The 14,269-nt window shown below is 68.6% G+C and carries 12 protein-coding genes; 3 read left to right on the top strand and 9 right to left on the bottom strand.

What is annotated here, in order from left to right:
- Positions 1-128: 128 nt before the first annotated feature.
- From rseP to rpsB, 8 genes are all read right to left on the bottom strand, one after another.
- On the bottom strand, positions 129-1,544 hold the full coding sequence (gene rseP / locus FOB47_RS16405; protein ID WP_174781560.1) for an RIP metalloprotease RseP: 1,416 nt from the start codon (positions 1,542-1,544) through the stop codon (positions 129-131).
- A 14-nt stretch (positions 1,545-1,558) separates the two neighbouring features.
- Positions 1,559-2,755, bottom strand: coding sequence for a 1-deoxy-D-xylulose-5-phosphate reductoisomerase (gene ispC, locus FOB47_RS16400; protein ID WP_174781559.1), 1,197 nt, complete (start codon positions 2,753-2,755; stop codon positions 1,559-1,561).
- Between the two features lie 19 nt (positions 2,756-2,774).
- Complete coding sequence (locus FOB47_RS16395; RefSeq protein ID WP_053821661.1) at positions 2,775-3,596, bottom strand: phosphatidate cytidylyltransferase; 822 nt, start codon at positions 3,594-3,596, stop codon at positions 2,775-2,777.
- A 44-nt stretch (positions 3,597-3,640) separates the two neighbouring features.
- Entirely contained in the window at positions 3,641-4,411 is a 771-nt protein-coding gene (locus tag FOB47_RS16390) for an isoprenyl transferase (protein WP_006578099.1), read from the bottom strand.
- Positions 4,412-4,479: 68 nt separating this feature from the next.
- Entirely contained in the window at positions 4,480-5,040 is a 561-nt protein-coding gene (gene frr, locus FOB47_RS16385) for a ribosome recycling factor (RefSeq protein ID WP_053823064.1), read from the bottom strand.
- A gap of 110 nt (positions 5,041-5,150) precedes the next feature.
- Positions 5,151-5,861, bottom strand: coding sequence for a UMP kinase (gene pyrH / locus FOB47_RS16380; protein WP_006578101.1), 711 nt, complete (start codon positions 5,859-5,861; stop codon positions 5,151-5,153).
- 285 nt (positions 5,862-6,146) lie between these two features.
- Entirely contained in the window at positions 6,147-7,025 is an 879-nt protein-coding gene (tsf, locus tag FOB47_RS16375; protein ID WP_053821660.1) for a translation elongation factor Ts, read from the bottom strand.
- A gap of 275 nt (positions 7,026-7,300) precedes the next feature.
- Entirely contained in the window at positions 7,301-8,044 is a 744-nt protein-coding gene (rpsB, locus tag FOB47_RS16370; RefSeq protein WP_053821659.1) for a 30S ribosomal protein S2, read from the bottom strand.
- Positions 8,045-8,431: 387 nt separating this feature from the next.
- On the opposite strand from rpsB, the gene map reads away from it, so the two are divergent.
- From map to FOB47_RS16355, 3 genes are all read left to right on the top strand, one after another.
- Entirely contained in the window at positions 8,432-9,250 is an 819-nt protein-coding gene (gene map / locus FOB47_RS16365) for a type I methionyl aminopeptidase (RefSeq protein WP_053821658.1), read from the top strand.
- A gap of 146 nt (positions 9,251-9,396) precedes the next feature.
- Positions 9,397-11,982: a [protein-PII] uridylyltransferase gene (locus FOB47_RS16360; protein WP_174781558.1), complete on the top strand. Its 2,586-nt coding sequence runs from the start codon at positions 9,397-9,399 to the stop codon at positions 11,980-11,982.
- Between the two features lie 21 nt (positions 11,983-12,003).
- Complete coding sequence (locus FOB47_RS16355) at positions 12,004-13,575, top strand: pseudouridine synthase (RefSeq protein WP_174781557.1); 1,572 nt, start codon at positions 12,004-12,006, stop codon at positions 13,573-13,575.
- Between the two features lie 132 nt (positions 13,576-13,707).
- Here FOB47_RS16355 and def read toward each other — a convergent pair whose 3' ends face one another.
- Positions 13,708-14,244: a peptide deformylase gene (gene def, locus FOB47_RS16350; protein ID WP_174781556.1), complete on the bottom strand. Its 537-nt coding sequence runs from the start codon at positions 14,242-14,244 to the stop codon at positions 13,708-13,710.
- Positions 14,245-14,269 lie beyond the last annotated feature (25 nt).

Below are 14,269 nucleotides of genomic sequence, written 5' to 3'. Positions count from 1 at the left end.
TTGATCCCCTCTTTGATTCCATGCAGGATTGGGCTCTGATGCTTCGCCGGGCGGCCTCGCGACGAGGTCCGCAACGGGTCGCCGTGGCCGGTGCCGCGGCACGCCGCTACGTCATTGCGCACCGGATTCTAGCTGCGCGCGAGAAACAGGCGGCTGACGTCGTTGAACAAGGCGAGCGAAGTCAGGAGCAAGATGCAGGCAATGCCGACCTTCTGCAGCACAGCCTGCCAGTGGTCTGGAACGGGCCTGCCAGTCAAAAATTCAACGCAATAATACAGCAAATGCCCCCCGTCCAATACCGGAATGGGTAACAAATTCAATACGCCGAGGCTGACGCTGACCAGCGCCAGGAAGCCGACGAACGGTTGCCAGCCGAGGTTCGCGGCCTTGCCTGCGTAATCGGCGACGGTCAGCGGACCGCTGAGGTTCTGCAGCGAGGCCTGGCCGATCAGCATGCGGCCGAGCAGCTTCAGCGACAGCACGCTGGTGTCCCACACCTGCTGGCCGGCACGGGCCAGCGCCTGCAGCGGGGCATCGCGCACGGTCTCCATCTGCACGGCCTGCGTCAGCGCCGCGCCGAGCTTGCCGGCGGTCGCGGCCTTGCCGCCGCCCTCCTTCGCCTTCTGCTGTGCTCCTTCGCTGTCGTCGGGCACCGCGTCCACCTTCACCGGAACCTGCAGCGTGCTGCCATCGCGCTCGATCGACAGCGTCGCCTGCGCGCCCGGATTGGCGCGCACCGCGCGGATCAGCTGATCGGCCTGACGGATCGGTTCGCCCTGCCATGCCAGCACGCGGTCGCCGGCGCGCAGGCCGGCGCGTTCGGCGGCCGAATCGGGCAGCACCTCGCGGATCGTCACCGGCCCGCCCTTGAGCGCGAGCCCCAGCGTCGCCAGCGGATCGCGCTCGGGATCGCCGCCGGTGCTGGGCAGCCGCGCGATGGTCAGGTCGCGTTCGGCGCCGTCGGCACCGCGCACGCGCAGCACCGCGCCGGCGCCATCGAATCCCTGCGCCATCACGGCCATGCGCAGGTCGTTCCACGAGCGCACCGCCTCGGTCTCGTCGTTGGCGGTCAGCGCGAGCACCCGGTCGCCCTCGCGCACGCCGGCCTGGGCCGCCGCGGTACCGGCCACCGGGGCGGCCAGCACCGGCGCCGGCTCCTGCATGCCGCCGGCGAACAGCGTGAAATACAGCACGATCGCCAGCAGGAAATTGGCGACCGGCCCGGCCGCGACGATGGCGATGCGCTTGCCGACCGGCTGCCGGTTGAACGCGCGCGGCAGGTCGGCTGGATCGTAGGGAGGATCGCGCTCGGGATCGCGTTCGCGCTCGTCGAGCATCTTGACGTAGCCGCCCAGCGGAATCGCCGCGAGCGTCCATTCGGTGCGGTCGCGATGACGCGACACCCAGCGCAGCAGCGGACGGCCGAAGCCGATCGAGAAGCGCAACACCTTGACGCCGCAGGCGCGCGCGGCCAGGTAATGGCCCATCTCGTGCACGTAGATCAGGATGCCGAGCGCAACGATGAAGGCAAGAATGGTTTGCATGGCGGCGATCCGGTTCAGCCTGGCGTGGCCGCGCCGGCGCTGGCGCCTGCGTGCACCAGCGTCCGGGCCAGCGCACGGGCCTGCCGGTCGGCCTGCAGCACCGCATCGAGGGAGTCGGCCGCATGGCGCGGGCCCTGCTCGAGCACGCGCGCGACCACGTTGGCGATCTCGGTGAAGCGGATCGCGCCCTGCAGGAAGCTGTCGACCGCGATCTCGTTGGCGGCGTTCAGCACCGCAGGTGCCACGCCACCGGCGCGCAGCGCGTCGAAGGCGAGCGCCAGGCACGGAAAGCGCTGCAGGTCCGGCGTCTCGAAAGCGAGCGTGCCGGCCGCGACCAGATCCAGCGGCGAGACGCCGGCATCGATCCGTTCGGGATAGGCGAGACCGTAAGCGATCGGCGTGCGCATGTCGGGGTTGCCCAGCTGCGCCAGCACCGAGCCGTCGGCGTACGCGACCATCGAATGGACGATGCTCTGCGGGTGGATCAGCACGTCGATGCGCTCGGCCGGCGCGCCGAACAGCCAGTGGGCCTCGATGACCTCCAGGCCCTTGTTCATCATCGTGGCCGAATCGACCGAGATCTTGCGCCCCATCACCCAGTTCGGATGGGCGCAGGCCTCGTCGGGGGAAATGTCGTGCAGCGAGGCCGGATCGCGCGTGCGGAACGGCCCGCCCGAGGCGGTCAGCACCACGCGGGCGACGCCGGCCCGATAGCGCGGATCGTCGAACGGCAGGCACTGGAAGATCGCGTTGTGCTCGCTGTCGATCGGCAGCAGCGTCGCGCCATGCTCGCGCACCGCGTCCATGAAGATGGCGCCGGACATCACCAGCGCCTCCTTGTTGGCCAGCAGCACCCGCTTGCCGGCCTGCGCCGCGGCCAGCGTCGGCCGCAGCCCGGCGGCGCCGACGATCGCCGCCATCACGGTATCGGCCTCGGCGTCGGCGGCCACCTCGGCCAGCGCCGCGTCCCCGTGCAGCACCTCGGTGCCGACGCCGGCGACGCGCAGCCGCTCGCGCAGTTCGGCCGCGGCGCTCTCGCTGCCGACTACCGCCCGCGCCGGACGGAACTCGGCGCAGCGCTCGGCCAGCTTGTCGATCTGCCGATGCGCGGTCAGCGCATGCACGGCGTAGCGCTCGGGATGGCGCCGGATCACGTCCAGCGTGCTGTCGCCGATCGAGCCGGTGGCGCCAAGGACGGTAATGCGACGCATGAAAGAGGCCTGGGGAAAATCAGAGGTACAGGATCAGCAACGCCGCCAGCGGCAATACCGGCAGCAACGCGTCGATGCGGTCGAGCACGCCGCCATGGCCCGGCAGCAGCCGGCTGCTGTCCTTCTTGCCGACCTGCCGCTTGAGCAGCGATTCGAACAGGTCGCCCACCACGCTGGCGATCACCATCAGCGTGGTCAGCAGCGCCACCGTCAGCAGACCGCTGCGGTCGGCGACACGATCGAACCAGGTCGGTGCGAACGCATGGGTGGCCGCCAGCGACAGCGCGACGGCCAGCGCAAACAGCCAGCCGCCGATCGCGCCTTCCCACGACTTGCCGGGGCTGATGGACGGCGCGAGCTTGCGGCGGCCGATCGCCTTGCCGACGAAATAGGCGCCGATATCGGCGGCCCAGACCAGCGCCGCGGCCGACAGCAGCACGCCGACGCCGAGCCCGCGCAACAGCATCGCGGCATGGCCGAACGCGGGCAGGATCACCAGGCCGACCAGGCCGGCCACGATCGCGAAGGCCGGCGTGGCCTTGCGCACGCCGCGCGCGAGCAGCACGATGGCGACGCCCCAGGCGACCACCGAGGCCTGCAGCAGCCACAGCATCGCGCCGCGCGCCGGCAGGTCATGCCAGGCGATCATCGCGACCACGCAGGCGATCGCGTAGATCCACGGGCCAGCGCCGCGCAGGCCGAGCAGGCGGCCGAATTCCCAGGCGGCCAGCGCGACGATCACCGCCATCAGGCCGGCCAGCGCCGCGGGCGGCGCCAGGAACAGGATCGGCAGGATCAGCAGCAACAGGCACAGGGCGGTGATGACACGGGTAAGGAGCATGCGCTGCGAGTCCGGGTTGGTTCGATGGCGAGCGGCCGGCCCGCTCAAGCGGTGCCGGACAGCCCGGACGGCGCCACGACCTGCGCGCTGGTGCGGCCGAAACGCCGTTCGCGCTGCCGGTACGAGGCGAACGCCTTGTCCAGTTCGGCCGCATCGAAGTCGGGCCAGAACACGTCGGTGAAATACAGCTCGGAATAGGCCAGCTGCCACAGCAGGAAATTGCTGATGCGTTGCTCGCCCCCGGTGCGGATGAACAGGTCGGGCTCCGGCGCGTAGGCCATTGCCAGGTGCGGCGCCAGCGTCGATTCCTCGATCGTCGAGGGGTCGAGCATCGGCTGCTGCAGCAGCATCTTGCGCACTGCCTGCAGCAGGTCCCAGCGGCCGCCATAGTTGGCCGCGATGGTCACCGTCAGGCCGGTATTACCCGCGGTGCGGCGCTCGGCGTCGGCAATCAGCTGCTGGATGCGCGGGCTGAAGCGGGTCAGATCGCCAACCACCTTCAGGCGGATATTGTTGGCGTGCATCTTCACCACTTCGCGCCGCAGCGACATCATGAACAGCCGCATCAGGAAGGTGACCTCGTCGGCCGGCCGCCGCCAGTTCTCCGAACTGAAGGCGAACAGCGTCAGGTACTTGACCCCTCGCACCGCGCACGCCTCCACCACGGTACGTACCGCATCCAGGCCGCGGCTATGGCCGGCGACCCGCGGCAGATGCCGCTGCGTGGCCCAGCGCCCGTTGCCATCCATGATGATGGCGACGTGGGCCGGTACGTAACCGGTCTCGGGGATGGCGAGTGTGGAACTGATGTGCATGATGGTGGACGGGTCCCGGGCGGCGGCGCCGCGCCAGTCCCTGCGGGGCTGGCGCGCTGCGCCGTGGCTCAGACCGTCATGATCTCCTTGTCCTTCTCGGCGACCAGCTTGTCGATCTCGGCGACATAGCGGTCGGTCAGCTTCTGCACCTCGTCCTGGCCGCGGCGCTCGTCGTCTTCCGAGATGCTCTTGTCCTTGACCAGCTTCTTGAACTGTTCGTTCGCGTCGCGGCGCAGATTGCGCACCGCCACCTTGGCGCTCTCGCCCTCGCCCTTGACCACCTTGGTCAGCTCCTTGCGGCGCTCCTCGGTCAGCGGGGGCATCGGCACGCGGATCACCTCGCCCATGGTGGCGGGGTTCAGGCCCAGGTCGGCGTCGCGGATGGCCTTCTCGACCGCGGCGACCATCTTCTTTTCCCACGGCTGCACGCTGATGGTGCGGGCATCGGCCAGGCCGATATTGGCGACCTGGCTGATGGGCACCGGCGAGCCATAGTATTCGACCTGGACATGGTCGAGCAGACCGGTGTGCGCACGACCCGTGCGGATCTTGGCCAGATCGGCCTTGAACGCTTCGATGGTCTTCTGCATCTTCTGCTCGGCGCTCTTCTTGATGTCGGCGACGCTCATCATAACCTCCGGAAAACTGGCTGCCATGACCCCGGCGGACGGGGCCGAAAACGAATCATTCTACTCTGTGCCGTTGCGTGCGCCACCTCGCGGCGGGCCCGCAAGGCGCCTCAAACGTGGACCAGCGTACCCTCGTCCTCGCCCAGGATCACGCGCTTGAGCGCGCCCGGCTTGACGATCGAGAACACCTTGATCGGCAGCTTCTGGTCGCGGCACAGCGCGAAGGCGGTGGCGTCCATCACCTGCAGATTGCGGGAGATCGCCTCGTCGAAGCTGATCGTGGTGTAGCGCGTGGCGCTGGGGTCCTTCTTCGGATCGGCGGTATAGACGCCGTCGACCTTGGTGGCCTTGAGCACCACCTCGGCACCGATCTCGGAGCCGCGCAGCGCGGCCGCGGTATCGGTGGTGAAGAACGGATTGCCGGTGCCGGCGGCGAAGATCACGACCTTGCCTTCTTCCAGCTGGCGGATCGCGCGCGGGCGGATATAGGGCTCGACCACCTGGTCCATGCGCAGCGCCGATTGCACCCGGCCCTCGATATTGGCGTGCCGCATCGCGTCCTGCAGCGCCAGCGCGTTCATCATCGTGGCCAGCATGCCCATGTAGTCGGCAGTCGCGCGGTCCATGCCGGCGGCGCCGCCGGCGACGCCGCGGAAGATGTTGCCGCCGCCGATCACCACTGCCACCTGCACGCCGAGCTTCACGATCTCGGCAATATCATTGACCATGCCTTCGATCGTGGACCGGTTGATGCCGAAGGCATCGTCGCCCATCAGGGCCTCACCGGACAGTTTCAGAAGGACGCGCTTGTAGGCTGGCATATTCACCCTCGGGCTGGTTCGAGTCTTCGATCTGGGCCTTGCCCCGGAGGGCGGATGCCGCCGGGACCAAGCCGGCTTTCCCCGTGGCCCGGGCGCGTCGGCAGGGCCCCGAGGGCGATGCCAGTCAAAACGGGCGACGGCGAAAACGGGCTCCGCGTGCGGCTCGCAGGCCGGCACGCGCCATTGTTCTCTCTTCTTGTGCCGAGGGGCACCTCGCGGTGCCCCTCGGGATTATACGGCGGGCCGTCATGGCGCCAGACCGGCGCCTGCCTCCCGCCCGGGATATCAGCCCTTCTGCGCGGCGGCGACCTGCGCGGCCACTTCGGCGGCGAAGTCGTCCTGGCGCTTCTCGATGCCCTCGCCGACCACGTACAGCGTGAAGCCCTTGACCGTGGTGTTGGCGGCCTTGAGCATCTGCTCGACGGTCTGCTTGTCGTTCTTCACGAACGGCTGGTTCAGCAGCGAGACTTCCTTCAGGTACTTCTGCACCGAGCCTTCGACCATCTTGGCGGTGATCTCGGCCGGCTTGCCCGACTCGGCAGCCTTCTGCTCGGCGATGCTGCGCTCCTTGGCGATCAGCTCGGCCGGCACGTCGGCCGACGACAGCGCCACCGGCTTCATCGCGGCGATGTGCATGGCGACGTCCTTGGCGGCGACTTCATCGCCGTCGAACTCGACCATCACGCCGATGCGGGTGCCGTGCAGGTACGAGACCAGCTTGCCGCCGCCGTCATAGCGGGCGAAACGGCGGATCGTCATGTTCTCGCCGATCTTGCCGATCAGCGCGGCACGGACCTGGTCGACGGTCTGGCCGTCCAGCGGCAGCGCGGACAGCGCGGCCACGTCGGCCGGGTTCTGCTTGGCGACCAGCTCGGCGACCTTGGCCGAGAAGCCCAGGAAGTCGTCGTTCTTCGAGACGAAATCGGTCTCGCAGTTCAGTTCGACCAGCGCGCCGGTGGTGCCGTCGATGAACGCGGCGACCACGCCTTCGGCGGTCACGCGCGAAGCGGCCTTGCTGGCCTTGTTGCCCAGCTTGACGCGCAGCAGTTCCTCGGCCTTGGCCAGGTCGCCGTCGGCCTCGGTCAGGGCCTTCTTGCACTCCATCATCGGCGCGTCGGTCTTCGCGCGCAGTTCAGCCACCATGCTTGCGGTAATTGCCGCCATTTGTCACTCCTTGATTGGTTCACGCACCGCCGCCCGCCGGACCTGGATGTCCCGCGCCGCGGCCGGCCGCGTGGTGTTCAAAGACTCACCCGCCGTGATCGTAGCCACATCGGATGACAATCATTCCTGCTTGCTGCGCGCGCACCGCGCGCATTCAAAAAAGGGGGCGTACCATGTCGCCCCCTTTTCTGGTGGTCGCGCGGCCGGCGATGCCGGCGCACGCCACGGGTCTGTCAGGGCCGTCCGGGCCGTCCCGCCTGCCGGCGGGGCTGGCCTCAGGCTTCCTCGACTTCGACGAAGTCGTCGCTGCCGCGGACCGCTTCGACCACGTCCTGCACCGCGTTGGCGCGGCCTTCCAGGATCGCGTCGGCGACGCCGCGCACGTACAGCGCCACCGCCTTGCTCGAGTCGTCGTTGCCCGGGATCACATAGTCGATGCCGTCCGGCGAGTGGTTGGTATCGACCACGCCGATCACCGGAATGCCCAGCTTGTTGGCTTCGGTCACGGCAATCTTGTGGTAGCCGACGTCGACCACGAAGATCGCGTCAGGAATGCCGCCCATGTCCTTGATGCCGCCGATCGACTTCTCGAGCTTTTCCATCTCGCGCTCGAACATCAGCGCTTCCTTCTTGCTCATGGTGTCCAGCGCGCCGGCTTCCTTGGCGGCTTCCATGTCCTTCAGGCGCTTGATCGAGGTCTTGACCGTCTTGAAGTTGGTCAGCATGCCGCCGAGCCAGCGGGCGTCGACGTAGGGCATGCCGGCGCGGCCCGCTTCCTCGGCCAGGATCTCGCGCGACTGGCGCTTGGTGCCGACGAACAGGATGGTGCCGCGATTCGCTGCCAGCTGACGCACATACTTCAGCGCGTCCTGGAACATCGGCAGCGTCTTTTCCAGGTTGATGATGTGGATCTTGTTGCGATGGCCGAAGATGAACGGGGCCATCTTGGGGTTCCAGAAGCGGGTCTGGTGGCCGAAGTGGCAACCGGCTTCCAGCATTTCACGCATGGTGACGGACATTGAATTCTCCATAAGGGTTCGGTCTGAAGTCCGCCCCGACATTCCTGAACAGGAACACCCCGGATGGGCGGACTCGCGATTTCGCGGACGTGGCAGGCTGCGCCACCCCGCACCCGCCCGGACCGCCGTTGCGCACCCAACAATTCCCAAGGTCAGGAATTCAAGGGGCGAGGCGAAGCCAAGCGAGCCCGCGATTGTAGCAACATCCCGGCCATCGCTCAAGCCTGACCGACGCCGGCGATCCGTGAGCACCGTCACGGTGCGGCGCCGGCTTCTCGCCGCCGCGGGGTGCGGCGGGCTGCCGATGGTGCGATAATCCCGGTTTGCCAATCCAGAAACGGGCGCCAACCCCACTTGGCGCCCGTGACACATTTTCCGCGTCGCAGCATGAGCATCCATTTGAAGACCGCCGAAGACATCGCCCAGATGCGCGTCGCCTGCCGGCTGGCCAGCGAAGTCCTCGACTACATCACGCCGTTCGTGAAGCCCGGCGTCACCACCGGCGAGCTCGATCGCCTGTGCCACGCCTATATGCGTGACGTACAAGGCACGGTCCCTGCGCCGCTGAACTATGCGCCTCCCGGCTATCCGCCCTTCCCCGGCGCGATCTGCACTTCGGTCAACGACGTGATCTGCCACGGCATCCCGGGCGATCGCGTGCTGAAGAACGGCGACGCGGTGAACCTGGACATCACGGTGATCACCAAGGAAGGCTATTACGGTGACACCAGCCGCATGTTCATCGTCGGCGAGGGCTCGATCCTGGCCAAGCGCCTGGTCCAGGTGACCTTCGAATGCATGTGGAAGGGCATCGCCCAGGTCCGCCCGGGCGCCAGGCTCGGCGATATCGGCCACGTGATCCAGCAGCACGCGGAGGCGGCCGGCTACAGCGTGGTGCGCGAATACTGCGGCCACGGCATCGGCAAGAACTTCCACGAGGACCCGCAGATCCTGCACTACGGCCGCCCGGGCACCGGCATGGAACTGCAGGCCGGCATGATCTTCACGATCGAGCCGATGATCAACGCCGGCAAGCGCGACATCCGCACGATGCCCGACCAGTGGACGGTCAAGACGCGCGACCGCAGCCTGTCGGCGCAATGGGAACACACGGTGCTGGTGACCGACACCGGCTACGAGGTGCTGACGGTGTCGGCCGGCACGCAGGCGCCGCCCGCCTTCATCACCGACACGCTCGCGGCCTGATCGCAGGGGGGCGCCGGAAGGCGCCCCTGTCGTTTGCGCCACGCCGATTTCGCCCGTTCGCCGACCGACCGCACCCTCGCAGCTTCCCCGCGCCCTCGCCGCCTCGCTCCGCCTCAGCTCCCATGTCGACCCAACCCGTCCCAGCCATGGATACTTCCCCGGAACTGCTGCTCGCCACGCGCGTGCGCGACCGGCTCAAGGCCGACAAGCAGACGCTGTTCGACGCCTTCACCGGCGGCAGCCAGGTCGGCTCGCTGCTGACGCGGCTGCGCCAGGCGGTCGACCACGCGCTGATCGAATGCTGGCGCGGCCTCGGGCTGCCGGCCGGCATGGCGCTGGTGGCCGTCGGCGGCTATGGCCGCGGCGAACTGTTCCCGCATTCGGACGTCGACGTGCTGCTGTTGTTGCCGGCCGAACCCGACGCGGACACCGTCGCCCGCATGGAGAAATTCATCGGCCTGTGCTGGGACCTGGGGCTGGAGATCGGCTCGTCGGTACGCACCGTCGACGACTGCATGCGCGAGGCGCGCGCGGACGTGACGATCCGCACCGCGCTGCTCGAAGCCCGGCTGGTGACCGGCAACCGCACGCTGTTCGCCGAGCTGCAGGCGCGCTATCGCGCCGAGCTCGACGCGCGCGCTTTCTTCCAGGCCAAGCTGCTCGAGCTGCGCCAGCGCCACGCCAAGTACCAGGACACACCCTACGCGCTCGAACCGAACTGCAAGGAAAGCCCGGGCGGCCTGCGCGACCTGCAGGTGATCCTGTGGATGACGCAGGCGGCGGGCTACGGCGACAGCTGGAAGGAGCTGCGCGACAAGGGCCTGCTGACCGAGCGCGAGGCACAGGAGCTGACGCGCAACGAGCGCCTGCTCAAGACCATTCGCGCGCGCCTGCATCTGCTGGCCGGACGCCGCCAGGACGTGCTGGTGTTCGACCTGCAGACCGCGCTGGCCGAGGCCTTCGGCTATCGGCAGAACGCCAACAAGCGCGCCAGCGAGCAGCTGATGCGGCGCTACTACTGGGCCGCCAAGGCGGTGACCCAGCTCAACAGCGTGCTGCTGCTCAATATCGAGGCGATGCTGTTTCCCAGCGAGTCGAAGGTCACGCGCGTGCTGAACGAGCGTTTCGTCGAGCGCCAGGGCATGCTCGAGATCACCAGCGACGATCTGTACGAGCGCAATCCGCACGCGATCCTCGAAACGTTCCTGCTGTACGAGCGCACCCCGGGCGTCAAGGGCCTGTCGCCGCGCACGCTGCGCGGGCTGTACAACGCGCGCACGGTCATGGACGCGCGCTGGCGCAACGATCCGGTCAACCGCCAGCAGTTCCTGGCCATCATCCAGGAGCCGCAGGGCATCACGCATGCGCTGCGGCTGATGAACCAGACCAGCGTGCTGGGCCGCTACCTGATCAACTTCCGCCGCATCGTCGGGCAGATGCAGCACGACCTGTTCCACGTCTATACGGTGGACCAGCACATCCTGATGGTCGTGCGCAACATGCGCCGTTTCGCGATCGTCGAGCACACGCACGAATTTCCGTTCTGCAGCCAGCTGATGGCGAACTTCGACAAGCCCTGGGTGCTGTGGCTGGCCGCGCTGTTCCACGATATCGCCAAGGGCCGCGGCGGCGACCACTCGAAGCTCGGCACCGCCGATGCGCGCCGCTTCTGCCGCCAGCACGGCATCGCGCGCGAGGACGCCAACCTGATCGCCTGGCTGGTCGAGCACCACCTGACGATGAGCCACGTCGCGCAGAAGCAGGACATGACCGATCCCGAGGTGGTCCATGCCTTCGCCCGCGTGGTCGGCAACGAGCGCTATCTGACCGCGCTGTACCTGCTGACGGTGGCCGATATCCGCGGCACCAGCCCCAAGGTCTGGAACGCGTGGAAGGGCAAGCTGCTGGAGGATCTGTACCGGATCACGCTGCGGGTGCTCGGCGGCGCGCGCGTCGATCCGCATTCGCTGTGGGCGCAGCGGCGCGAGGAAACCATTGCCGCGCTGCGGCTGCAGGCATTCGATCCGACCCGCGCCGAGGCACTGTGGGAACGGCTCGACGTGGCCTTCTTCCTGCGCCACGACGCGCGCGACATCGCCTGGCTGACGCGCCATCTGGCCCACCGCGTCGACAGCGAGCAGCCGGTGGTCAAGGCGCGCGTGTCGCCGGCCGGCGAGGGGCTGCAGGTCGCGGTCTACGCCAAGGACCAGCCCGACCTGTTCGCCCGCATCTGCGGCTACTTCGAGCGCAAGGGCTTCTCGATCCAGGAGGCGAAGATCCACACCACGCGGCATGGCTACGCGCTGGACACCTTTCAGGTATTCGATCCGGGCGTCGTCGGTGGCGGGCGCGACACCTATCGCGACATCATCGCGCTGGTCGAGCACGAACTGTGCGAGCGGCTGACCCATCAGGCGCCGCTGCCCGAGCCGTCGCAGGGCCGGCTGTCGCGGCAGTCGCGCAGCTTCCCGATCAAGCCGCGCGTCGATCTGCGGCCCGACGAGCGCGGGCAGTACTTCCTGCTCGAGCTGTCGGCCAACGACCGCACCGGCCTGCTGTACGCGATCGCCCGCGTGCTGGGCCGCCACCATATCTCCGTGCATACCGCACGCATCAACACGCTGGGAGAACGGGTCGAGGACATGTTCCTGGTCGACGGCAGCCGCCTCGCCGCCGACAACCGGCTCGAAATCCAGCTTGAACAGGACCTGCTCGCGGCACTCGACATCTGAGCCGCGACACCATTGAAAACCATGAGCGATCAACCCTCCCCCAAGCGCAAGACCTTGGGACTGAAATCCGCCGCCAGCGCGGGTACCGGCGCGGCCCGCAAGAGCGGCGCCACCCGGCCGGTACGCGTGTCCGACCTGAACCGGCGCCGCGTGCAGACGGTAGCCGAAGGCGTGCGCGCCGCGCAGCAGCGCGCCGAAGCCGGCGGCAAGCCGCGCAAGGAAGGCGGCGGCCGTCCGGCGCCGCAAGCGGGCGGCCTGCGCCGGCCTGGTGGCGACGAGCGCGGTCCGCGCCGCGCGGGCGGCGAAGAACGCGGCCCGCGCCGTTTCGGCGACGAAGCGCGCGAACGGCCGGCACGCTGGGGAGAACGCAGCGAGCGCACCGAACGGCCGCAACGCTTCGAGCGCGGCGAGCGCACCGAACGGCCGCAGCGCTTCGAGCGCGGCGAGCGCACCGAACGTGGTGCCGGCCCGCGTCGCGAATTTGGCGCGGATCGCAGTGGGCCCGGCGCCCGCCCCGGTGCCGGTCCGCGCCGCGAGTTCGGCGCCGATCATGGCGAGCGCGCTCAGCGCGGCCGTCCGGGCGAGCGCGGCGAGCGTCCGCCACGCTTCGCGGCAGCCGAATCGCGCGACCGTCCCCGCCGACCGCAGGCGCAAGCCGGCGAACTGCGCCCGGCCCGCTCCGGCTTCGGCGCCGGCGCCGGCCGTGCCCCCAAACCCGGCAGCGACCGTGTCCGCGACGACGCGCGGCGCCCCGCCCCGGCCCGCAGCCCCGCGCGCCCGCCGTCGAACGCGCATGCCGCCGGCGCGGCGCATGAGCCCGATGGCCTGGTGCGCCTGTCCAAGCGGATGTCCGAACTGGGCCTGTGCTCGCGCCGCGAGGCCGACGAATGGATTCCGCGCGGCTGGGTGCTGGTCGACGGCAAGCCGGTGACCGAGCTTGGCACGCGCATCCGCCCAGACGCGACGATCGAGATCCATCAGGCTGCCCGCTCCGAGCAAGGGGAGCGCGTCACGGTGCTGCTGCACAAGCCTGTCGGCTATGTGTCCGGCCAGGCCGAGGAAGGCTATCAGCCGGCCGCCGTGCTGTTTACCGCCGAGAACCAGTGGGAAAACGATCCGACCCGCAAGCGCTATGCGCCCTGGCAACACAAGGGCCTGGCCCCGGCCGGACGCCTCGACATCGATTCGACCGGCCTGCTGGTGCTGACCCAGGACGGCCGCATTGCCCGCCAGCTGATCGGCGAGGACTCGAACATCGAGAAGGAGTACCTGGTGCGGGTGGTCTGGGAAGATGCGCCCGATGGGCCGGTCGAGCGCAATGTTTCCGCCGTGTTCCCCGCCGACCGGCTGGACAAGCTGCGCCACGGCCTGTCGCTGGACGGCGAGCCGCTGAAGCCGGCCAAGGTCAGCTGGCAGAACGAGGAACAGCTGCGTTTCGTGCTGCGCGAAGGCAAGAAGCGGCAGATCCGCAGGATGTGCGAGCAGGTCGGCCTGAAGGTGGTCGGACTGAAGCGCGTCCGCATGGGCCGGATCGTGCTCGGCGACCTGCCGGTCGGCCAGTGGCGCTTCCTCGGGCCGTTCGAGAAGTTCTGAGGCCCGGTGCCGGGACCGGCCGCTGCGCGGTCCCGGCCGATCCCGCCTTTTATCGCGCTTGCTGATCGGCCATCGGCTACCGGCTGTCGGCTATCGCCTCTTGCCCTGTTGCCGAGGCGACGGCCCGCGAGCTCAATCGTCCGACGGCACCCCGTTCAGCTCCGGAAACAGCACCTCGGTAAAACCGAACTTGCTGAAGTCCTTGACCCGCATCGGATACAGGATGCCGCGCAGGTGGTCGCACTCGTGCTGCACCACGCGCGCATGGAAGCCCTCGGCGACGCGCTCGATGCGCTGCCCCATCAGATCGAAGCCGGTATAGCGCAGGCTGGTATGGCGCGGCACCATGCCGCGCAGTCCCGGCACCGACAGGCAGCCCTCCCAGCCGTCCTCCATCTCGTCGGACAGCGGCGTCAGCTCGGGATTGATCAGCACCGTCTTGGGCACCTGCGGGGCATCGGGATAGCGCGGGTTGCGTTCGAAGCCGAAGATCACGACCTGCAGGTCCACGCCGATCTGCGGCGCGGCCAGCCCGGCGCCATTGGCATGGTCCATCGTGTCGAACATGTCCTTGATCAGCGTGCGAAGTTCGGGGGTATTGAAGCGCTGGACCGGGCGGGCAACCTGCAGCAGCCGGGGGTCGCCCATCTTCAGAATGTCGCGAATCATTGCTTGTCCTCTGCCTGGGCGGCCG

It is taken from the genome of Cupriavidus gilardii (assembly GCF_013347325.1).
Classification (GTDB): Bacteria; Pseudomonadota; Gammaproteobacteria; order Burkholderiales; family Burkholderiaceae; genus Cupriavidus; species Cupriavidus gilardii.
The sequence above is the reverse complement of the archived record's forward strand: the minus strand, read 5'-3'. Positions and strand labels throughout refer to the sequence as shown.